Source organism: Psychrobacter sp. R86515 (genome assembly GCF_042466315.1).
Lineage (GTDB): Bacteria > Pseudomonadota > Gammaproteobacteria > Pseudomonadales > Moraxellaceae > Psychrobacter.
Genome location: NZ_JAXHCC010000001.1, coordinates 2,891,008 through 2,913,799, shown reverse-complemented (window position 1 = coordinate 2,913,799; position 22,792 = coordinate 2,891,008). Strand labels below are relative to the sequence as shown.

The 22,792-nt window shown below is 39.5% G+C and carries 10 protein-coding genes, 2 pseudogenes and 1 other annotated feature; of the genes and pseudogenes, 8 read left to right on the top strand and 4 right to left on the bottom strand.

The genetic code is table 11. The annotated features are described in order from the left end of the window. Nucleotides 1-54: 54 nt before the first annotated feature. Nucleotides 55-5,772: a UvrD-helicase domain-containing protein gene (locus SJY28_RS11900; RefSeq protein ID WP_379544606.1), complete on the bottom strand. Its 5,718-nt coding sequence runs from the start codon at nucleotides 5,770-5,772 to the stop codon at nucleotides 55-57. Between the two features lie 626 nt (nucleotides 5,773-6,398). On the opposite strand from SJY28_RS11900, the gene SJY28_RS11895 reads away from it, so the two are divergent. From SJY28_RS11895 to SJY28_RS11880, 4 genes are read left to right on the top strand one after another with little or no spacing between them, the layout of a single operon-like run. Continuing rightward, on the top strand, nucleotides 6,399-7,421 hold the full coding sequence (locus SJY28_RS11895; protein WP_379544605.1) for a cyclic GMP-AMP synthase DncV-like nucleotidyltransferase: 1,023 nt from the start codon (nucleotides 6,399-6,401) through the stop codon (nucleotides 7,419-7,421). 8 nt (nucleotides 7,422-7,429) lie between these two features. Further along, nucleotides 7,430-9,121 (top strand): ThiF family adenylyltransferase, encoded by a 1,692-nt coding sequence (locus tag SJY28_RS11890; RefSeq protein ID WP_379544604.1) that lies wholly within the window; start codon nucleotides 7,430-7,432, stop codon nucleotides 9,119-9,121. After that, entirely contained in the window at nucleotides 9,106-9,621 is a 516-nt protein-coding gene (locus SJY28_RS11885) for a Mov34/MPN/PAD-1 family protein (protein ID WP_379544603.1), read from the top strand. The genes SJY28_RS11890 and SJY28_RS11885 overlap by 16 nt, the downstream gene beginning before the upstream one ends. Before the next feature lie 3 nt (nucleotides 9,622-9,624). Further along, a complete protein-coding gene (locus SJY28_RS11880) occupies nucleotides 9,625-11,247 on the top strand; it encodes an SAVED domain-containing protein (protein WP_379544602.1) in 1,623 nt (540 codons plus the stop codon). A 92-nt stretch (nucleotides 11,248-11,339) separates the two neighbouring features. Here SJY28_RS11880 and SJY28_RS11875 read toward each other — a convergent pair whose 3' ends face one another. Then, nucleotides 11,340-13,601, bottom strand: a complete 2,262-nt coding sequence (locus tag SJY28_RS11875) for a hypothetical protein (protein ID WP_379544601.1) — start codon at nucleotides 13,599-13,601, stop codon at nucleotides 11,340-11,342. Nucleotides 13,602-14,150: 549 nt separating this feature from the next. Between SJY28_RS11875 and SJY28_RS11870 the strand changes: the two genes are divergently transcribed. The 4 genes and pseudogenes from SJY28_RS11870 (at nucleotide 14,151) to SJY28_RS11855 (ending at nucleotide 20,052) form a co-directional block, all read left to right on the top strand. Beyond that, the gene (locus SJY28_RS11870) at nucleotides 14,151-16,544 is read left to right on the top strand and encodes an AAA family ATPase (protein ID WP_379544600.1); all 2,394 of its coding nucleotides are present in this window, start codon (nucleotides 14,151-14,153) and stop codon (nucleotides 16,542-16,544) included. Beyond that, nucleotides 16,541-17,818, top strand: a complete 1,278-nt coding sequence (locus tag SJY28_RS11865) for an McrC family protein (protein WP_379544599.1) — start codon at nucleotides 16,541-16,543, stop codon at nucleotides 17,816-17,818. Before SJY28_RS11870 ends, SJY28_RS11865 begins: the two co-directional genes overlap by 4 nt. Before the next feature lie 316 nt (nucleotides 17,819-18,134). Continuing rightward, entirely contained in the window at nucleotides 18,135-18,836 is a 702-nt protein-coding gene (locus tag SJY28_RS11860) for a hypothetical protein (protein ID WP_379544598.1), read from the top strand. A gap of 12 nt (nucleotides 18,837-18,848) precedes the next feature. After that, nucleotides 18,849-20,052 (top strand): annotated as a pseudogene (locus SJY28_RS11855) (IS3 family transposase). Next, nucleotides 19,124-19,240 (top strand) — a sequence feature (AL1L pseudoknot). Its footprint overlaps the pseudogene before it by 117 nt. Before the next feature lie 38 nt (nucleotides 20,053-20,090). Here SJY28_RS11855 and SJY28_RS11850 read toward each other — a convergent pair. Beyond that, nucleotides 20,091-20,237, bottom strand: a pseudogene (locus SJY28_RS11850) (sulfite exporter TauE/SafE family protein); the annotation flags it as partial. Between the two features lie 165 nt (nucleotides 20,238-20,402). Continuing rightward, the gene (locus SJY28_RS11845; RefSeq protein ID WP_379544597.1) at nucleotides 20,403-22,706 is read right to left on the bottom strand and encodes a TonB-dependent receptor; all 2,304 of its coding nucleotides are present in this window, start codon (nucleotides 22,704-22,706) and stop codon (nucleotides 20,403-20,405) included. Nucleotides 22,707-22,792: the final 86 nt, after the last annotated feature.

Genomic DNA, 22,792 nt, shown 5'->3' with positions numbered 1-22,792 from the left:
ATTAATACGCTTAGTTTACCAAGTTTACTTGTACGGTTTCTTCAGAATAGCTCATTACCTACACTGCACATTAAATTGAACATAAGGCACAATCAGATAATGACTACTCTCATTGCCATAATAACCAGCTCTTTCATACCAAGAGATATCCTGCTGATAAAATAGGGTAGTCGTAAAGCCAGCCATCAATAGATGTTGATTACCTTGCCCTTGAGAAGAATATTCTTTAGAAAAAGCTGTTGAGAACTGAGCAATTTGTTGGCCTTTAGCTGAGTAAAAGCCATCGCTTTTCCTATCTTGTCTATAGCAAGCGACATCAAACAATCCTAAAATATCATCTCTCGCTTTCGTCCAACTATCACGGCAAAAAGTCTGTTCTACAAACTTGCGGCCTGCATCATTAACTAGTGCGCGCGACGTCAAGACCAGCTCATCCAAACGCATAAATCGATGAAAAGTTAGCATTGAAGGTGGACTAACAGCAGGCAAATCAATTTGCTCAGCATGAGTAAGTAATGTTTTAGCTAAAGTTGGGTGATGCGTTTTATGATGGAGTAGTAAGCTCAAAGTTTGCTTTGCCCGCGTCAGTGCTACATATAACGGTCTATCATGACTATGATCTGCCTGAACGTTTGAAGATGAGTTTAAGAGTTGATCATCAATGACATAAACATGATCAAACTCCATCCCTTTCGCACTATGATAAGTGATTAATATAACCTGTGTTTTATCATCGTATAGAATAGACTCTATCGTTTGTAATACCTGCTCATAAGTCACGTTTTCCATATCTTGAGTGCAACTAATAATTGCCTCCCAAGCTTTATCTAAATGGTTTAAGCCTTGCTTGACCCGCCAGCATTCCAAAAATTTAGCAACATTACCCTCAATAAAGTCTAAACGTTTCGCGCTCAAATCTTTAAATAGCGCTTGTCCTATAAAGCTATTTATGGGAGTAACTTGCTCATTTTCATTATAGCGCTGACTACTAATATTTAGAGCTTCCAAGTAATGCTGTATGGCATCAAAATATGACCATTTAGGGGCTAGTACGGCTATGGTTTCTGGCGCTGCATTTTTTTGTTCATTACTTGCTAAGCGCTGCTCAATATCAGACGCGATCCATGCTGCCATGTCAACGCCTTTGGTCTGCTGGTAGTAGCTATAGCGAATAGGACTACTAGGATAGGGTTTAGTTGCCTTGATGCTATGCTCAGCCTGCTTTAGACGCTCACTACTTGGCAATGTAGTAGCTATAAATTCATTGGCAAGCTCGACTATATTATTAGCACTACGATAGTTATTGAGCAGATAGTATTTTTGCTCAGTATTAACATGGTAGTTGTCTGCAAACTGCTGGATATATTGAATGCTAGCGCCACGAAAGGCGTATAGGTTTTGGTCGTCGTCACCAACCACCATCAAATAGCCGCGCTGCTCAAAGTTATCATCAGTAGCATCACTATCAGCATCTATAGCAATATAGCTATCATTGGTGTCGCTATTATTGTCATCTTGTGTTTGTAGATCTGCTAATAGCCCAATCATTTGATATTGATATTCATCGATATCTTGAAACTCATCGACCATGATGTACTGAAAGTGTTGTGGCCGCTCTTGTAGTTGACTGATGGCCTGCTCAATCATCCACTGATAGCGAGCATTATCACGGCGCTTTTGTAAGTTTTTCTCTTGGTTTAAATGCTCAATGCGCGTGGCAATCTCATCAAGCGCGGCATCGGGTGCGTCTTTTTCACTCAGTCCTGTGATTTGCCGTGCCAGCCCATGGAATGTCTGAATGGTAACATTGATCGCATGATAACCAATCAAAGCCAGTAAGCGCGATCTTAGTTCGGCTACTGCCAAACGGTTATAAGCCAATATCAAAATTTTCTCAGGTTTGATTTCTTCTATCATTAATAGATAAGCGACTCTATGTACCACCACGGTGGTTTTTCCAGATCCTGGACCAGCCAGTACCATGGCCGCACGGCTTGTTTCTTTGATAATTTGTACTTGAGTGTCACTAAAATATTTAGGCAAAATCTCTTTTTCATAATCTTTGATATAAGGTTTATGCACATCAATAGCGTCGTTAATATAGGTTTCAATGACCTCAGATAGCGGCTTAGTAAAGTAGTCCTCAATCAACGCTTTTTGGACATCAGTATCTGCCTGTAGCCAAAAGCTCAGCATATGAATACGAGCGCAGCGGTCCTGATAATGGCTTTGTAAATACTGATAGGCGTTTTCATGATACTTTGAAGTGGATTTTCGGTGTTTACCAATAAAGAAAATAGCATCTTGCGTATCGTCTAAGCGGCTAAGCTCAATCAGCTCTAAGCGCTGTAACTGCTCAAGTTGGGTCAAGATAGTATCAGGATCACGCTGTAGCTTCTGGGCTAAAGTATCTAGATTAAATTCTTTACCATCACCATCTTTTTTATCAGGTAGGGCAGGTAGCAGATGCTCTTCATATAAAGGTGTCAAATTTGCTACGAGCAATTTTGCATAGCGAACCCAGCTCTCCCAATTGTCTAGCAGATCCTCATCAATTTGCCATAACTTAGTCCTATTTGTGGAGGAGACAAACACTTGGGTCGTACCATGATTGCGCGTTTTTAAGATACCTAGTGCTCGAAACATAGGTAAAATATGACGTTTACTAGATAAATTATGGCGCTGCTGAATCAGCCAGTTGTCGAGTGCCTTGGTATTGAGCTGGGTGGTGCCTTGCATTTCTATCGCTTCAGTGCCATTTAGCGCGCCATAACTGCTATTTAGACATTCCTCTAAAGCAGTAATAATACGGCTTAAGCGATTAAGTTCACCTTTTAAATAACGGTGTGTATATTTTAGTCGTACACGCACTACAACTTGCCACTGAGCATGACCTTGATTGACCAACTCACGTAGCCCTTTTAATAGTGACTTAACAGAATAGCCAAGTGCCAGTGCCAATTCAGGCAAATGATAGCGAGTCAGACCAGTATTGTTATCGTTGTTAGAGCCTTCGTCACTGCTATTCTGAGCACTAGCACTAACTATGTTTGTTGTCGCCGTGTTTAAGGTATCATCCGCAAGCTGCTGTAATTGAGCATAGAGCTTAGACATATTAGTATGTTGGCTGGCAGGCGGTTGGCTTGAGAGTTTGATACTGATCCAAGCCGGTTGCTGGTCTTTTTCAGTCAGCAATCCGTAACGCTCGAGCGCCAATAAAGCCACTCTTACTTGGGTATTAAGTTGTTCAGTCTCGTCATCTGGTGCAAGTATGGGCGCTAGTACACTGCTAGGGAACCATTGATCTTGCGTGGGTTTACTGAGAGCTGGACGTATGGCTGTCCAACAGTCTCTTAAGGTATTTGTATTTGGTATGCGTGACTCACGCTCTTGGAAAAACAAAGCTTCAATATCTCTTTGACCCCATAGCATATATGCTGCGCCGACCTCGTAGGACTTACGTGCTGCACGGCCAATCTCTTGAATATACGACTCAAGATTATTCGGCGGCCCACTATGAATAACGGTATGGATGCCTTCTTTATCGATGCCCATGCCAAAAGCATTGGTACAGACCACCACGTCTAGTTCATCATTTTTGAATTTTTCAAGTACATTCTTTTTTTGCCCCTCATTTAATTTAGAATGATAGGCGGCGGACACTAAGCCTTTTTTGGCGAAATCGTCAGCATATTGATCACAGCCTTTACGGTTACGCAGATAAACTATTGACACGCCTTTTTCAGGATGTTCTGGATATTGGTTTTCGTACCAAACTTTGCGCTCATTTATAATTTTATAGATATGAGCTTCACGCTCGTCCTTGGCTGCTTCTATAAAATGCGCAGTAATATCGTCACGCCAAATCTTAAGGCTTTCGATAGGGGTGCCATATTGCACCAAAGTTTTATTGTCAGTTAAGGCAGTAAGCTTATCTACCAGCTCACTTTCTAAATCATCTTTGACACGTGTAGAGGCTGTAGCAGTCACTAAGCTTATGGTAGGTGGTAAGAATTCCGACGTGTTACTGCTAATATTTGTTCTAGATGCGTTAGTATCGTCCTGATCAGATATCACTTCTAACATATCAAGCTGAAGCTTACCCTCTTTAATATCGCTTTGGCGCTCAAGCTGCTTTGTAAAGTGTTCTCGAAGCTCGTCGCTATAACACGCCATCATGTGATCGGCGATACGCAAAAAGTCTGGCCGAAAATCAGTGCCCCATTGGCTAAGAGTATGGGCCTCATCTAACACCCAAAATGCTGGTGGGCGATTTTTGAGTAGTTGACGAATACTATGTGTACGTAGTCGTTCTGGACTCATATAAATAATATCGATATCGCCTTGCCAAATACCGTCTAAGATGTCTTTTTGGGTTTCTATGGACTGCCCTGAAGTCAGATAAGCAATACGATTGGCGTAGTCTGGCAAATCAGTATGCAAGTTGACAACTTGGTCTTCGATTAATGCCTTTAAAGGCGATATCACTACGGTCAGCTGACGTTGGTACCTACTTAATATCAGTGCAGGTAGCTGGAAGGTCAAGCTTTTACCGCCACCTGTTGGTAATATGCCAAGAGGAATGTCTTTATTCACCAGCACTGCTTTGACAATAGACATCTGTCCTTCACGCAAATGCTCAAATCCAAAAAAGTGATGAGACTGTTGATTAATCCAATCTTCACTCGGCTCATGCAAATGCCAAAAAGTATTTTCAGCTTGGCTAAAACTATGTCTGTGGAAAGGGTGCTTGGTAAGCCAAACTGGACGGCGTGCTTGTGGCTTATCAAAATATCTTAGCCAGTTAATAAAGGTGGCTAAACCAAGATGTTGCCATAATGTTGAGTGCTCTTTATCATCATTGCTTATATGAGTATTGCCCATACAACTTTCTAATAGGTTGATAAGATCAGTTCGATTTCCTGCTGGTAAGTCATCAAAGATAGTTTCTATATCAAAGATATTATCTTCATCTATAGCAAAGTAGCTTTGACGGCTGAGCGTATGTAAATGCAAAAGCTGTGGTAATAGCTTGTGCAGTAATATTTGCATATTGGTAGGTAGGATTTGCCACGCCTGTGTGCAAAGCCCAAATACACAGCGACTTTCTAAGCAGTCAAGGACTGGGTTATTATAATCGACATTGGCTTTGTAGAGCTTAGCTAAGGCGTGGCTAGGCTGGTGCGGAATAAATAGGCAGCTCAGTATCAGTGTATCCCAAGCTTTCGCTTGCCATCGACGCAGTTTGTCAGAACCGTCAAGCTGGCTTGTTAATAGCGTGTGTTTATAGCTAGTGGTTGATAATGTATCGTTTAATAGCGAATATAGGTGAGGTAGATCAAACTCAATTAAATGGTGGCCACCTAAAAAATCAGCTTTATTCAATAGCTCATAAACGACATCCGACTGCTGTCGAAATTGCTGAGCACTAAAGTGCCAATAGTAGTCGTTGATTAAGAAAGCACCATCTATCAATGTCTCGTTTTCGGGGTTGATTTCCAAATCAAGCCATAGAGTTTGTTGTGGGTTCAACTTTGAGAGTAGTTCAAAAGCACTCTGAACCGCTGTTAACTCATCTATATACTTCGTTGCATTGAGACGTAGAAACTCCGGTAAGCTACTCGGTCTTGATTTTTGGATATCTGATGTAGGTGGAAGTGCGCTATTAATGGGATCAGGTATATCGTTATGGTTGTTTTGAGGGCCTATCTGCCCGGATATTCTGGAAGGTGAAAAAGAAGTAGGCTGGATAAAATCGGGTAGGTCTGACATGCTTTTAGCTTCTAAGTAGTAGGTAAATAAACGAACTATAGTATATAATTTTCTTTATCTTAGCCAGAGTTACAATGGGCGAGTACTTGCAAGTACTGCCACCTTCTTAATAAGCCCTAACATTAATAACAGCATCTAAGTAAAAACCAAAGCCCTAAATATAGTGTTAATGCCGAGTACTATGTAGGGTTAGCATCATATTTTTTAGTTATGAGGATATAGTTACTGTCAGTGCTTAATTAGAGAGTCTGCACATTAGCCGCGCCTCCAAATAGGACTTTTGAGAAGGAGTTATTGGATATTTTTCAGGCTTGATTTGATTGGAGACGGGTTAGCTGTCGCATGTAACCTAAGGAGGTTAGATGCGTTTTAAGTAGGTATGAGAAATAAACTATTCAGAACTATAACTATCTATCATGAAAGCGGTTCAAGAGTATTAGATAAAAATACTTGTAATTTTTTAGATAATATTAGTAGCTCGTTATGAGTGCTTAGGTTGGCATTGCAATTAGTCCTACTCCTTACGACACACAATGTCGTTTGTTATGGTTTATATCTATCAATGGCTATAGAGACTTGATATATTCTATAACTATTAAAACTTAATAATTGTTGAGAGGTGTAATATGGCAAATTTGCAGAAGCAGTTCTTAGAGTTTCATGATGCTATTAAATTAGGCACTTACGAAGAGAACGGCTTTTTACGTGAAAAACGCGACCTAATCATCGATAAGCTTAAGAGTAAACTGGCGGAAAGAAAAGACGATGGTTATCCTCAGTATGAAAGAAGCTTTAATCAAGGAAGCTATGCTTTAAATACAGGTATCCAACCTATAAGAGACGGTGATTATGATATTGATGTTGGCGTGCTTCTTGACTGCCATAAAGAAGACTATAAACCGGTCGAATTAAAAGAGTTAGTCGCAGACTGTATAAAACACAATAACCGGACTGTAGAAGTGAGTCGTTCATGTGTGACAGTGACATACATGAAAAATGGCAAACCAGATTATCATGTTGATTTGCCAATCTATGCTAAGTCTAGCAACGCATACGATGATACATACTATCTAGCTAAAGGTAGAAAAGGGTTAGCTGAAGATAAGCGAGTTTGGCAGGCAGCGGATCCTGAAGGTATCAATTCAATAATTAATGGCTTATACAAAGGTAATGATACCTATGAAAATAACGGTTCTGATCAACGTAAACAGTTTCGTAGATGCGTACGCTACTTAAAGAGATGGCGTCATCATAAATCTGTTGGGATTCATAGCATTGGGCTGACCATGGCAGCATATCATTGGTTAGAGCCCGAAGTAGAAGTTAAAAATGATGGAGAAGTTCTATTAAGCTTGGTCAAAACTATCTTGAATAATTTTGATTACTTTGGTCGTCTCAGCATTAATCTGCCTATAACACCTGGTGGCGATTTACTGAAGTCTGTCAGTGATGAAGACATGGCTACTATCAAGGAACGTTTTGAGACACTAAGGGATAATTTACAGTCAGCTGTCGATGAGCCAGATGCGCATGAGGCCAGTAAGACATTAAGAAAATTTTTTGGTGATGACTTTCCAGTAGTAGCCAAAACTGATAAAGCCAAAAGAAGTAGTGAAGCACCGTATGTGAGTACTGGCTCATCAGCATAGGTAATGTTATGAAAATCAGCGATGGCATACAGCAAAGCTTCAAAAATTATATTCAATCTCTTGGTGGTAAAAGCATTGAGAGCTATGATAAAAAGGATGGTTTTATAGCCATCGGCTTTGATTTAAATATTCATGGTCAGTCAGTTCCTTTATCAGTCAAATATGTTGATCAAAAGCGTTGGTTATCTTTGCCGACAGTATCAGTTGCTCAGTGCAACTTGCCAGCGTTAGATCATGTGAGTAATAACGGCTTGATATGTGTCACAGATCATCAAGGTGAGATGTTTGATAGCGCTGACTTATTTGGCCTCTTCAAATATGCTGTAGATACGGCTATAAGCATTCTGACGAATGCCCTTGAATCGTACAGTGCTGGAAACAGAGAGGCTTTATACGAAGAGATCGATGGTTACAATCAAACAGTCGTATTGGATGACCCTATTGTTATTGCGACGCATAATCCAAATCAGTCTGACAGCTTATATGCATGGTGTATTAATCTTACGAAACAACGTAATACACCTCAGTGTCATCATATCAAATACTTAGTTGACGGAGCTAGTCAACATCCACCTAGATCCAACCCTTACACTGCTATAAAAGTAACTAAAATAATCCTGCCTCGTATCGAGGATTTTGTTATTCCTAATCTTTTCACATCCTTTGATGAACACTGGTGGGAACAACAAACCTTAAACTTCAGTACCCAACAGTTAGACAGCTTAAATAAGAAAAGTAAGTTTAAAATCGTTCTCTTAGAGATACCTACGCCTAAAATGCATACTTACTTGGTCATCTCCTATTATCAGGATATGGCTTCGAATAAATATCGCAATTTTAAGATTCAAACCTTACAGCGCGGTTGGCGCGAGTATTTACTTAATCGTACTGGCATGGAGTCTCAATTTTCAAGTAAGAAAACTGTTGTGATAGCCGGATGCGGTTCAGTTGGGTCAAGAGTTGCAGAGATACTGGCTGAGTCAGACGTCGATAAATTAATACTGGTTGATTATGATGATATGAAAACCGACAACATTATGCGGCATTACCTTGGAGTACAAGATGTCAACCAGTCTAAGGTTAGTGCCCTCAAAAATCGTCTTCAGCAAAACATCCCTGAGCTAGAAGTAGTAGCATACAAGGCTAATATTTTAAACTGGCTCATTCGTCAAAATAATGAACAGCTATCTGAAATACATTCCATAGTGTTAGCTACTGGTCATCCTCCAACAGAACTAGAGGTATGCCGGCGCTTATATACTTACGAGGCGAATGTCCAAGTTGTATCTGGTTGGCTAGAGGCTTACGGGTTGGGTGGTCATATTCTAGGATTCAAAAGCAATGAGGATGGCTGTTTAAAATGCCTCTACTATGATGACGATGGCAATCCTTCAAATTATATAAAGACCAGTTTGTTTAGTAATCCTTCTGGCATAGTTTTATCAAAAAATATTACTGGATGCGCTGGAGCGTTCACAGCATATGGTTCAGTCCATGCTATGAAAACAGCAGTAATAATGGCTGAATATGTAATCGAGAATAAAGTAGGATTACAGTCGTGGTGCGCTACCAATAAGTTACCGACCAACTATAACTTGAAGGCCACTAAACATCATACATTGGCTCTACAAAATGGTGGCTACTACTCACAGCCTTTAAATACTATTAAAGTGGCAGGTTGCTCATGTTGCAGTACCTAAATAACCGCATCGTATGGAAGGAAAATGATAAAGCATACGATGGCGCAATAGCAGAGTCTGTCATAGCCACATGGTTTGATTTTAGACAATCACGAGCCAAATCCAAGGAAGCAGGCGGTATATTATTAGGTAGCTATTATCCAGATAGTCATACGATACTGGTAGACAACTTAACGATGCCCATGTTCAGAGACAAGCGTACTCGCACCACTTTCTTTCGTTCCAAATCTCACAATAAAGCTCTCAAAAAATATTGGAAAGACACCAAAGGTTATGGCGGTCTGGTAGGGTTATGGCATACACACCCTGAGCCAAAACCTAATCCATCTAATACCGACTTAAATGATTTAGCTAGTCAATTCACTAGCTCTAAATACCTATCAGAACGCATTTTGTATGTCATCGTTGGTACTAGTCATATTGGCTTTTGGATTGCCTACTCTCAAAACTCTAAAATATTTCTAGGCTATTTACCTTTTTCTACTGAATTGGACAATTAAATAATGACTACAAATAATCCATCTGCAGGAACTCAGATCCCACATGATCAAGCCGTAAACAAGACTATATTTACTGATCTTGACTCAGCCAAACAATATCTGGTTCATATTAAAAGTGAAGGATTGCAGTGGGATTATATTGGTTTATTTTCAGATGCAATGGGTCATAACCTTTTGGCTCTACTCTTCAATGATAATGCCTTAATCAATGTATTTAGATTTTCATTTCAAGGAAATCGAAACGAGCAACTGATTAGTTATTTAAGTGAGAGCTATACACTTAAGATTATATTCAAAGCTTCTATAAAAGAAGATTTTAATTTGGAGGAAATTCAATCTTTGGAACGTATGAGCTTGCTATGGAAAGATGAAACTATTAGCTCAAAAAAAATGAAATTTAATGAAATTACTAAGTTATTTGAGCGTTGGAATTTAGGTTGGGAAAAAGTTACAGGAAGAGGAAATAAGTTTACTCAGAATACTAAGCGTCTAGTAATGGAAGATAGTCATGGTCGCTGTATGTTTTCTGGTTGTGGTACAAGATTAGATTTTGATTCTCTGACTGGGCATAGAGGTAACTTCGGTTACATGGCTCATAATATTGCAGCTTCTGAGAGTGGCCCTAGAGGAGTGTTTTATTTGTCAGCTAATTTATCAGACGATCCAAGCAATGTTCTTTTACTATGTGATGTACATCATCGTCTCGTAGATCGAGTCGCCAATTTAGATTATCCAGCTCAAATCTTAGAAAAAATGCGTGAAAATCACATTATTTTATCTAACAAACTACTTGAATCTTTAAGTTATGCACCCGTTCCAATATATTTTATTCCTTGGGGTGTAAATGGTCAGGATATAGAAAAGCCAAACGATATTTCCATTGCTAATTCATTAAGTGTAGTGCGTCATAGAGCTAAACAAGATTTAACAACACTAGATTTTGGTGTTCCTGATTCAAGAAATAGCACCCAAGAGTTCCATAGAAGATGCTCAGAGCATATAGGAAACTCCGTTAGCCAAATAAAGTCATGGGCTAATGGTAGTAGCGCAGCTGTATTTGCTTTGGGACCAACTTTTGCTTTAATAGGTTTTGGCGCGAAGTTTGGTAATAAATCCAAATTAATGCCTATGTTGCGCTATAGAGATGCTAGTAGTTGGATGTGGCCAGGTGTGCAGCCTAGAGAAGATGCATTCATTATAGATGAGCCGAAGATTGACCCAGAGCAATCAGAGGTTATTGTTAGCGTCAAACTAACTGCAGATGCTGAAATGATTGATGCAACAATTGACCATCTTTATCAGCAAGCCCAAAACAAGCTTCCAGTAATAAATATATATCCTCCTCAGAGTTACGGATACGGTAATGGCGCAATAGCGCATCCACTTGAGGGTGAGAAACTAGCTAATAGACTTAAGGAGATTTTTACTAACTTGAATCAAATGCATGGTATCAAAAAAGTACATCTATTAGTTTGTGCCTCAAATGCGGCCTGTGTATATATTGGCCAAGCTGTAGATAGATTTCAGCCTGAGTTTATAGTCTACGACTATGGAACCGGGATGATGGAGCCTAAACTTAGAATATACAATGACGGAAAGACTACAGTCATTGAATGTGTACCATAGATTCATATACGTAGATTTGAGCTAATATAACCTGAAAGCGAGAATACTTTCCTATAGCTATCAGGTTATATTAAAAGGTTACACTAATGAAGTTAATTCACTTTATCACTACTCTCTAAAGTAAAATGTCTATCTATAACCTCCAATACATCGTCAGCTTTAAAATACTTACAAACTCTCTCATAGCCAACTGCTTGACCATCTCTACGATCTCTATATGCCGTATTAATAATGTCATATTTTGAGTACTCATTAGCGTTATCCAACATATAAGAGACCAGTTCAGCTTCATTAATCTCACAAGCTAATAAGAATGGAGTGTACCCGTCGATGCCATGCCAGTCATATCTAGCGCTAGGATTTGCACCTCGATCAATTAGTAGCTTTGCTATTTTTCGCATTTCGCTCAAATCGAATAACTCGTAGTTTGCCTGAATTTTCTCTTGGAAAAATTTAGATACATCTTTAAGAATAGCCATTGCATCCGAACTTCCCCTACTTTGGGCAAGATAGCGTTTCACTTGCTGTCTATTAATACCAAAACTACCTTGTGTATCTCTGATGAAGGTAGAAAACTCAAAGTCGCTCATTTTTTCTATTAAGACTTTTGGGTCTTTAGCCATCTTAGCCATCATGTCAAACTGATTAAGTTGTAGTTTTGAGTTCTTAATTGTTCCGATTAGAGATATACACATGGTTAGGGCGTCTAGATGGCTGCCACCACCTTTTTGATTGACATCTGCCCCTAAGTTTACAATATGTTCAACGATCTCAAGTCGTCCTGTCTGCACTGCACTTAATAATGGTAAAAGATGCTTTTTGGAGGTCATTGCATTAATCGTTTTTGGTGTGTAGCTCAAATCTTTAAGCGCTCGATAAAAGCTATCGTCTGGTTCATGAAGCTCAGTTAAATTCATATACTGCAAAGCAATCAATAAAGCTGATTCATTGTTATCAGAGAGGATATTGATGTCAGCACCAGCTTGCAAGAGTTTATTAACAGCACCTAGGTCTTCAAGCAACGTATTCCAGATGAGCTGTGTCGTTACTTGCTTCTTCTTATTCTTATCTCTATGGACCTTGCTACTGTCATTTAGCTTTACTTTCTTATTAGGTTTTTTAAGATCAAGCTTTAGTTCTTTTGCATCTAAATATACAGGTAGAACCGATGAGTACACAGTATATTTTTCGGGTAGTTCAACTTTAAAGTGACTGAATACCCTTTGCGCATTGCTCCGCCACATATTGATCTCCCAGTCCTCGACTAGGTTTTCCTTCTTGCGTTTGGTATCCTCAGTCACTATCGTAGGTAAAGTATAGCCATACAAGTTTTGAATACTTTTTAGCTTTGATATTAAGTTCATATCAGGTGTCTCTTGCCAGCTAGCGATAACGAGACCAACCTCGATAACCTTTTCACACATAGGACCAGACCGGTATAAGCTTAAATCAAATGCTTTAACGAAAGTTTCTTTAGATTGCTTTAAATTACCATCTGCAAACTCTCTCAAGATTTTTACTAGATACATTGAGATTATACTAGACATTTGAGTTACTGGTTTTTCAGTTTGATTTGCATAAGCGGCATATTGCAAATTTCTATCCAGCAGGTCGCAAACTTTATATTTGAAGTAGTCAATGAAATCTTCTAATAACTCAGGTTCATCGACATATTGCATTAATGCGTTAGATCCATACGTTATCTTAAAGTAGTCAATCGCTCTGGCCGCTATTAGGAATAAAAGTATGTTTTTGGAAGTATCTTTATTATAAGAATTACAAAGGTTATAAAGACTATAGAAACTAGGTAGGCTTTCACCACGACGCCACGAGGTTATTTTATCTTTTTCAGTTTTAGCCAGTTTTCTATAGAATTCCTGCCAGCCTTCGACTCTTTTCTCTATAATATTTAAAGCAATGTCTATACATGACGACTCAGCTACTATTAGCTCCAGATAATCTGATTTTTGAAACGGCTTTGTTCTCTTACCCAACAAATGAATGGCTTTCATCATATACGGGCAGAAGAATACCTCAATAATCCAAGCTCCTGTATCATCTCTAGTCCATTCTCCTAAGCTATAGTTTGCAACAACTTGCAAGTAGTTATCGAACACTTGAGCTACTAAAGCTTTTATTTCATTTTCAATTGACTTTTTAAGTTTGAGTTTCGCAATTGGTTTATAAATATGTTCCTCGATAAGTGCATCAAGCTCACTTCTACTTAAATATAAATCTTTACATTTACTGTCTAATGAGGCGTTATCATTTTTACTGTCAATCGCTCTAGCAATCGCTCTTACTATCTCTGCAGGTAGAAAGTAAGGAGTCGAAGGGTAATATTCATTAGTCATTCGAAATATCCTCTTTGTATATTTTTAATGTCATTTAAGAAATTCTGATAAGCTCGATAATCACTTGGAGAGTGCGAAAAAGTCATGCTTTTTTTATTAGGCGCTACCAATTGACAATGTTTACGACGGCGCTGAAACTCCCATCCTTGCTTAATTAAATTTCGAACTCGTTTGTTAAAATCCTTATTACTTGAATATCTCATATTATTCCAAGTAGATGTAGGAAAACCTACACCTACCTTCCTCATATTGATATGATTAATTTTATTTGGGTTTAGCATTTCCGCGATTTGATCCTGACGAATTGCTTGAACCATTTTTAGTTGGCCAGTTTCCGCCGTTGCCTTGGTTCGAAGTTGGCTTTGCTTTATTAGAATTACTCATCGTGTCGCTCCTATTATGTGTATGCCATTAGTGGCTTAATAATATTGACAAATAGTAGCTTCAATCTCCACTGGGTTAGTGCCGAGAAAATTTTTATTTTCGATTAAATGCTTTATAAGCTGTTTTTTAGTTATATTTTTTGAGTTTTTTAGAGGAAACAACAGTATGGATACAACAAAAATAGATAGTGATTTAGTATCGAAGATTATTGAGTTAAGCCAAGACGATGCGATTACAAGTAGGCCAGAAGGCGTTGAAGAGCTTTATAAAGAGTTTTTAAGTAAGTTTCCAAAAAATAAAATAACTGAATTAACTCGGGAGCAATACTGCTTAGGTCATGGATCTATCACAGATAATTACTGTCGATGGATAGAGCGTGGGCTACAGCCTATATTTGGTCGTTATATACCGGGCACGGCGAAAGGGCATCTACTTTATTTGAAGAAAGACGGAACACTATATAAGCATCAAAGCTTGAGTGACCTAAATGACGATGATGCTTTAAATTATGTGCTTAAGGTACATCAAGTGATAATCGATGCTGACGTTAACGCTGATATCACTTGGATTGACCAAGATAACGAGGTATATGATCGCGCAGGTGTAAAGCCTAGATGTGTTATGGGAGCAGGACGTCGTGCGCGTTTAATATCTATATACAATCCAGATACTATCTTGCCAATTTCTTCTACTGACCATATCGAGCACTTCCTGAAAGCATTTGATGTTCCAGAGCCAAGAATACCACCTTATAATCAAGTCATCCGACGCTTATTGATGCTTACCGATATATACCAAACTATTAACAGGGAACATGATTTAGACATCACTCCCCATGAGTTTATGTCTGTGCTTTACAGTGAAAAATTAGGTATTAAGCCAAGCAGAATATCTATCTACAACGATACCAACGAAGAATTAGACGAACTAACGATAAGCATGTTTGATAATGAAGCGCTTAATCGTATCGTCTACGGTCCACCTGGAACAGGTAAGACCTACTGTACTACAGAACTCGCTGTACAGTGCGCTGCTCCCGATTGGTATTGTGATTTTAATAATGATCATCTAGATGAATCAGAGAGAAGAGAGCGTTTAAAAGCTAAGTATGACGAATTAACGGATAAAGGTCGTATTGCATTTACTACCTTTCATCAAAGCTTTTCTTATGAAGATTTCGTTGAAGGTATTAGACCTATAGTTGTAGAAGGAATAGATGGGAGTTCAAATATTAGCTACGAAGTGGTTGATGGTATTTTCAAGCAATTATGTACTAATGCTAGAACAACAGAGCAGACAGGCTATACACAAGCAGTCAATATTGAAGGTAAAAACATATGGAAGCTTTCCTTAGGAAATACTAATATTTCCGATGAAAATGAGATATTTAATGAATGCATTGATAACAATTATGTGCTTCTAGGTTGGGGTGATGACATCGACTTTTCGAACTGTAGTAGTCGTAAAGAAATAGTTGCAAAGATAGAGCAATCGCATAACATTTCTTTAGCTGATGATCCTAATAATTATAAAGCTACAGCTGTTAATACTTTCAAAAATGCAGTTAGTATTGGTGATCTAGTAATCATATCTGATGGTAACCATAAGTTCCGTGCTATTGCCGAGGTTACAGACGACTATGAATTTTTAGATACAAAAGAACGCTCTGGTTTTCAGCAATTAAGAAAGGTTAAGTGGCTGCGTATTTATAGCCCGAGTCTACCAAAAGAGCGTTTATTTGATAAATCATTGTCTCAAATGACTATTTATCAGTTACGTAATACAACCATTAATCGAGAAAAGTTAAAGCAATTGCTTACTCCAGAGCCTACTACTAATTCTAGAGAGTTACCGCATTTGATTATCATTGATGAGATCAACCGTGGCAATATATCTCGTATCTTCGGTGAGCTTATTACATTACTTGAGCCTGATAAGCGTAAAGGTGGCTCCGATGTACGCGAAGTTATACTGCCTTATTCGAAATTACCGTTCTCAGTGCCCTCAAATCTTTACGTACTAGGTACTATGAACACCGCTGATAAATCTCTTGCACAGCTAGATTTGGCATTACGTCGCCGTTTTGATTTTATTGAGCTACTACCTAAGCCTGAACTTTTAGATGATATAGAAGTTCATGGCATCGCTATATCTGAAATATTGACAGTAATGAATCAGCGTATTGAAGTCCTGCTAGATCGTGAACACACCATAGGACACTCATATTTTTGGTCTTTGAAAGACTTGGGTTCAGATGACGAAAAAGAAATTGAATTAGGTAACATTTTCAAGAGACGGATTGTCCCGTTACTGCAGGAGTATTTCTTTTCAGATTGGGAGCGTATTGGCTGGGTGTTGAATGATCCTAGTAAATATACATCAGAACAGTTTGTTCAAACTGGGGCGATAACTCCGACCGTTAGCGAGTTATTCCATAGTAGTATTAAAGGTCTAAACGATCGTCGTTATCTTATCAATGAGACTGCTTTTAACAACCCTGAATCCTATAGGAAAATTCTAAATCAAACTCAGCCTAAATCTTCGGATGGCGAAGCATGATTCAAGTTAGAGAGTATGCTCAACTGACTACAGATAAAACAGCATGTCCTAGCTTAGATTTAGCTATTATCAAGCAAGAAACATTTGATTGGTTAGTGGAATTAAGTGAAAAAGAGAATTATGGGCGGTTTATTACTTATAAGCGCCCACAATACTTACAGTTACATTCTTACGTAGGTTATTTAGAAAGTCCTTGTGGTGAAGGTATTGAGATACTGCCAAAGACAGGATTAGGTGCTCAAGAGCCAGACAAGAGCAGATCGGTTTTATGTAAAATGCTAAGCTCCGTCTTAAATCTATCCTATAAAGAGGCTCAATCTGCTAGCCTCAATCGAATGAATCTACCTATTCATGAGTGGATATACTACCAATTTTTATATCTGTTAAAGGAGTTGGTAGCTTCTGGGCTCAGATTTGACTATCAAAGAATCGAAGAAGAAAGTAGGTTTATTCGTGGCCAGCTTGATATTGCAGTTCAACAAAGACAAACGGTTGGTAGAGCTCATCTTTTTCATATTCGTCACGATGTCTATCATCCCAATCGGCTTGAGAACCAATTAATTAAAACGGCATTGGATTACGTAAAGCAGCACTGTAGGAGTTCTGAGAACTGGCGACTGGCTAATGAGCTATCACACATCTTAGAACCTATAACGAGTCTTAGAGAGCCTCTAAACTCAATGCACAAGTGGTCAGATATTAAAATATTACAATCTTACCGTTCTATAAAGCCATGGTGCCAACTAATACTTGAAAAGCTTAATCCAAACTTTCAAAAGGGAGAGCACCGAGGTATTGCACTGTTATTCCCAATGGAAATTTTGTTCGAAAAGTATGTAGCAAGCTGTCTACGAAGAGATATCGAAGCACCTTGGCAACTAACAACACAAGCTTCTGATAAGCATATGGTGAATGACCAAGAAAATTTAAAATCGCGATTTCAATTAAGGCCTGATCTAGTAATCAGTAAAGAAAGGAAAAATTACCATGTACTCGATACCAAATGGAAGTTAATAAGCTTCAATGACAGTGATAACAATTTCAATATCAGTCAGTCGGATATTTATCAGTTATTTGCTTATGGTCATAAATATTTGAACGGGTATGGGGACATGATGCTTATTTATCCTAAGTATCATCAGTTCGAAACACCTTTGGAATGCTTTTATTTAGCAGAAGAGTTGAGAATATGGGCCATACCATTTTGTATTGAAACTGATAAAGTAATCACGGGTAAATGGATAGAAAGGTTCCCGTCTTTATCTCAAGTTTGAAATTGTAGTTCATACTGATTTCCTTCATAAATCTGCTTAGGTCGTTTTTAGCATCTTTTCCCATTATGCTAAAAGAATGGTAAATGATGACTTAGAACTGCCGACATTCTGCGTGTAGGGCAGAGTCTATAACAACTGAGCTAATTAAGTATTACTGTAAGTGCTGTTGTACATAAGAAGAATAATCTAGGATAGACAGTCCCAAGAACTCGTATTTGATGAGGCTCTACCAACTTGATATAGAAATTTTTGATAGCATAAGTACTAATTTTATTATGATGAGCTACTGTATTTTTAAAGGATTATTATAGTGCCTATGGCAGAATTCCAGCTCAACTTTTTAAGACGCATTCAATGGCTACTTGAATCTAGCTCCTACACATCAACCTATAAATTTGCCTTATTAATGGCAATGGTTAATCTGTCTATAGAGTCTGGAATTAATAATGACAGTGAACACAGTATTTCTTATGAGCAGTTAGCAGAGCAATTTATACAGCTTTACTGGACACAAGCATTACCATACTCAGATCAAAGTAGTGATTCTGTACTCAGACAAAGCAGTACAACAGGTCAGGCTAGTGTTATTAATAGCATTCTAGGTTTGCAGCATAAAACTAAGACAACCAGTCTGGCTATAGCTCACACACAAAATATCAAACTATGGCAATCCACTATCAAAGATATTTCCTCGACTATCAAAAAGTACCCTGCAAGGTATCTGCAAAGTGCGGAAGACAAAGTTAGTCGTGAGTTCTTATATGTTTATGACTCAAAATCAAAGGTAGTAACTTTAAAGCCTGGCATTGCATACTGTTTTACACGCTTTAGTAAAATAATTAATAAGCTATGTCAGCAATACTGGACAGAGTTCGTACGCAAGAACAGTCGTAACCAAATACATTTTAGCGATGATATTGATTTACAGCAGTTCTTGTTTAACCAGTCGCGCCAAGGTCTAAAAGTGTTAATACCTATACTGAACCGCCCCGGGATTGTCGGAGACTCAACATTCTGAGAGAATACAACGATGAAAACACGACACTACACCCCCGAGATTAAAGACCGCGCCGTTCGCATGCTGATTGAAGCATTAAGCGACTATCCCTCCACCTGGTCAGCTATTCAAGCAATTGCACCTAAGATTGGCTGTACGCCTGAAACCCTGCGGTCATGGCATAAAAAGCACATAGATCAAACTATTCCTGCCTCAGTGCAAGCCCAAAGCCAAGAGCAACGTATTAAAGAGCTTGAACGCGAGAATAAAGAGCTCAAGCAAGCCAATGAGATTATACGTAAGGCTGCTGCTTTTTTCGCCCAGGCGGAGCTCGACCGCTGACTAAAATCATGATTCAATTCATCGACGATCATAAGAATAATTATGGGGTCGAGCTGATCTGTAGAGTATTACCGATTGCCCCATCAACCTATCACCGTGCTAAAGACTTAGAAGAGTGCCCTGACAAGCGCTCACTGCGCAGTCAACATGACGACTTTTACATCAGCGAGATTAAACGTATCTGGCAGGACAGCAAATGCCGTTACGGTGCGCGTAAAGTATGGCAGCAGATGAAAGCTGACGGGTTAAAGGTTGCTCGTTGTACCATAGAGCGTTTAATGAGACAGCATGGCCTACAAGGTGTCTGGCGCGGTAAGGGTAAAATAACAACTCACAGCCGTGATGATCAAAAGCGTGCTGATGACCTAGTTAATCGTAACTTTAGCGCTCATCGCCCTAACCAGCTCTGGGTGGCAGACTTTACTTATATCAAGACGATAAGCGGCTGGGTGTATACCGCTTTTATTATTGATGTGTTTGCTCGCGCTATTGTGGGCTGGAAAGTATCTAATCGTATGAACACAGATATGGTGATGGCGGCGTTAAATCAAGCAATAGCAGATAGAAACTATCCCAAAGATGTGATTCATCACAGTGATCGAGGGGTTCAGTATTTATCCATTCGCTATACTGATAAAATGGCTGACTGCGGTGTGATTGCCTCTGTTGGCACTACAGGTGATTCATACGACAATGCACTGGGCTTTATAAGTCTGAGGTCATTCATTATTTGAAAGAGAGCTGGTCTGGTGTGAACGATGTTGAACTAGCAACCCTTGAATGGGTCGATTGGTTTAACAAAACACGACTGCATAGCACGATTGGATATGTGTCACCTTTTGAATTTGAAAAGCGGTATTATGATAATTTAATCCTGTCAGGCATTGCTGCCTGACTAAAGTAAATCAGCCTCCGATAAAGTCGGGGCGGTTCAGTTGCAATGAGGCCGCGTTTTTTTGCTGGACTAGCTTCTTTCATCGATAGTCCGAATGCAGTCACGATACCACCACACATACCTAAGCAATGCGGCGAACCAAAAAATCCCATTAAGAATGCTGCAATTAATAGTGCCATAGTCATGAAAGTGCTTCCTATAATATAATACCAAATCCAAAAATACGATTAACTTTATTAGACTTGCTAAGCCTGTTAGCGGTCATAGTCAAAAAAGTTATCCTTATTATTCTAATTTTTGGAAATGGTATAAGAGAAATAAAGTCAGTTAACAATCTATCTTAATGACACCTAAAACTTATAGTTAACACCTACATAGAATGAGCGACCCGCGCCAGGTATAGCCGTGCCCCAGTTAGAGCTGCCATCTATCTCCTTATTCATAGACATAGTTCTACCTTGCCCCATGTAGGCACCGCCTAAAGGTAGGGCATGGTTTTTGTCAAAGACATTGTCGATACCAGCCTCAATCGCTACCTGTTTGAACTGATAGCCTGTATTGAGATTTAATAAGCCATAGCCTGCTGTTTTAATTTCGTTGCGAGGGGTGGATACATCCTTTTTAGCTGAAACACCAACCACTTCAATTTGGTTTTTCCAACCGTTGTTTTCCCGATTTAGGGCAACACTGCCATTGAATGGCATGATGTTATATAAGTCTGATCCGCTGTCTTTATTTTTTCCTTTGGTGTAGTTAAGTGATCCGGATATCCCCCAGTTTCCCCAAGCATTGGATGTCAATTCTCGATCGGCTGTCAGGTCGATGCCGTATATCTCAGCATCTTGGTTGGTATAACGCAGTACGTTGTATTGGTCGGCGGTGTGAGTGTCAGCCGCTGTGTTCGTCATACGATCCGACTGTACGGCATCGACATAGTCATCTATTTTTGAATAGTAAGGAGTGGCTTTAACGCCCCAGCTATCATCAGCACCGCGCCAGTCTAAGGTGGCAGATAGGGTATTGGATTTTTCAGAACGCAGATTAGGATCACCAAAATAGCCATTGCCATCACCAACAGTGTTATTCATGACAGCCGCCATGGGCCATGTCGACCACGTATAACGCTCATAGAGACTGGGTGTGCGTTCTTTATGAGAAAGCCCCAATTCTAAGGTTTTTTGTGCATCAATGTTGTAGCGGCCAATCGCGGTAACGTCGATGTTGTGGTCAGTGCTGCTACGGTCACTGACATTAAAGTTAGCGCTATCTCGCAGCTGATTGGTCATATTGTTTTGACCACCGATTTGATAGCCATGTACTTCATCAGCACTGGTACGTACGTTTTCATAGCGAGCGCCAAGCTGGGTGCTCCAGTCAGGCGAGATGTCTTTTTCCCATTCGCCATAGATACCGATGCGCTGACGCTGACCATTGTTGATATTTTGAAAGTCGTTTGGCGACATCATACCGTCGCCAGATGCCGCCCACGTGTCATCGAGCGTGTAGTCTTGATATTCAGCACCTATATTGATCGTGCCTTGGTTGGTTAAATCGATAATACCTTTAATATTGGCTCCAATAGTCTTGCTATTAGTATTCATAGGCATGCCTGTGGCGGCGCCATATAAGAACTGTTTGTCGTCTCCAAAGTTCATATAGTGATCGACTTTTTCATGATAGGCCTGTGCTTCTAACTGCCCCCAATTTAACTCGCTTTTGTAACGCAAATTAATGCGGTCAAGCTGATTGTCGAGCATGTCCATCCGCTGATTTGGATATAGCTCTTTTGGGACGTTTTGCCACAGATAAGTTCCTTGTAGCAGATGATTGCCACTCTTATAAGCCACATCTACTGACTGGTTTTTGCTTTCATAAGCGGTTGAACCAACTTCGTCTTTCGCTAATGTTTTATTAGGGTTACCTGTTTGGGTATAAGATTTAAAATCACCACCAGCTTTATAATTATCCGCCTGCGCAAAGCTGCCTTTATAGGTGAGGCTAAGCTGATCGTTTGCCGCTGTGGTCGACAAGTTAGCCCCATAGGCGTCACCATTACTACGATAAAATGTGCCAATTTCACCTGAAGTTAGTATGTCGCTATCCGTTGAAAAGATAGGCTCTGCTGTTTCGACAACGATAGTACCGCCAATACTATTACCACCGACACTCACAGGCGTCACACCTGCATAAACGGTGGTCTTGTCTATAGCGCTTGGCGCAATATAAGACAAGGGTGAGTTCATACTGTTCGGACAAGAGGCGATTGAGTCAACGCCATCCACTAAGATACGCAGACGGTTGTCCGCCAAGCCTCTCATCACGGGCAAGTTTGAGATGCCACCGGCACTTTGTACATTCAGACCGGGTATTTTTGTCAGTATAGTGGCCGTATCACTGCTTGCCACTTGTTTGCTGCTAATAAATTTTTGATTAAGGCTGGCTGTTGTTCCAAGTGCATCGGTACTATATGGCTTATCCGCTGCTGTCGCATAAACGACGATTTCTGGCAATCGGATATGTGGCTCATCATCCGTAGTAGGCATGTGCGCTTTTACGGTTGTGGAATCCGCATAAGCGCTACTGATATGCAATAAAGACAAAGCTAAAACACTTAGTTTTAAAATAGGTACAGCGTTCATTGATGAAGATAACATCTTATTTTCCCAGAAATTCGCAAAAATATTTTATGAAATCGGTTATTCAGTTTTTACCAAGAGGCAATGTAAGCCAAGGTAAGCCA

Bases quoted from the DNA above. Each gene is read 5' to 3' on its own strand.
- SJY28_RS11895 (WP_379544605.1), top strand. From the start codon at position 6,399: ATGGCAAATTTGCAGAAGCAGTTCTTAGAGTTTCATGATGCTATTAAA.
- SJY28_RS11890 (WP_379544604.1), top strand. From the start codon at position 7,430: ATGAAAATCAGCGATGGCATACAGCAAAGCTTCAAAAATTATATTCAA.
- SJY28_RS11860 (WP_379544598.1), top strand. From the start codon at position 18,135: ATGGCAGAATTCCAGCTCAACTTTTTAAGACGCATTCAATGGCTACTT.
- SJY28_RS11875 (WP_379544601.1), bottom strand. From the start codon at position 13,601: ATGACTAATGAATATTACCCTTCGACTCCTTACTTTCTACCTGCAGAG.
- SJY28_RS11870 (WP_379544600.1), top strand. From the start codon at position 14,151: ATGGATACAACAAAAATAGATAGTGATTTAGTATCGAAGATTATTGAG.
- SJY28_RS11885 (WP_379544603.1), top strand. From the start codon at position 9,106: ATGTTGCAGTACCTAAATAACCGCATCGTATGGAAGGAAAATGATAAA.
- SJY28_RS11880 (WP_379544602.1), top strand. From the start codon at position 9,625: ATGACTACAAATAATCCATCTGCAGGAACTCAGATCCCACATGATCAA.
- SJY28_RS11900 (WP_379544606.1), bottom strand. From the start codon at position 5,772: ATGTCAGACCTACCCGATTTTATCCAGCCTACTTCTTTTTCACCTTCC.
- SJY28_RS11865 (WP_379544599.1), top strand. From the start codon at position 16,541: ATGATTCAAGTTAGAGAGTATGCTCAACTGACTACAGATAAAACAGCA.
- SJY28_RS11845 (WP_379544597.1), bottom strand. From the start codon at position 22,706: ATGTTATCTTCATCAATGAACGCTGTACCTATTTTAAAACTAAGTGTT.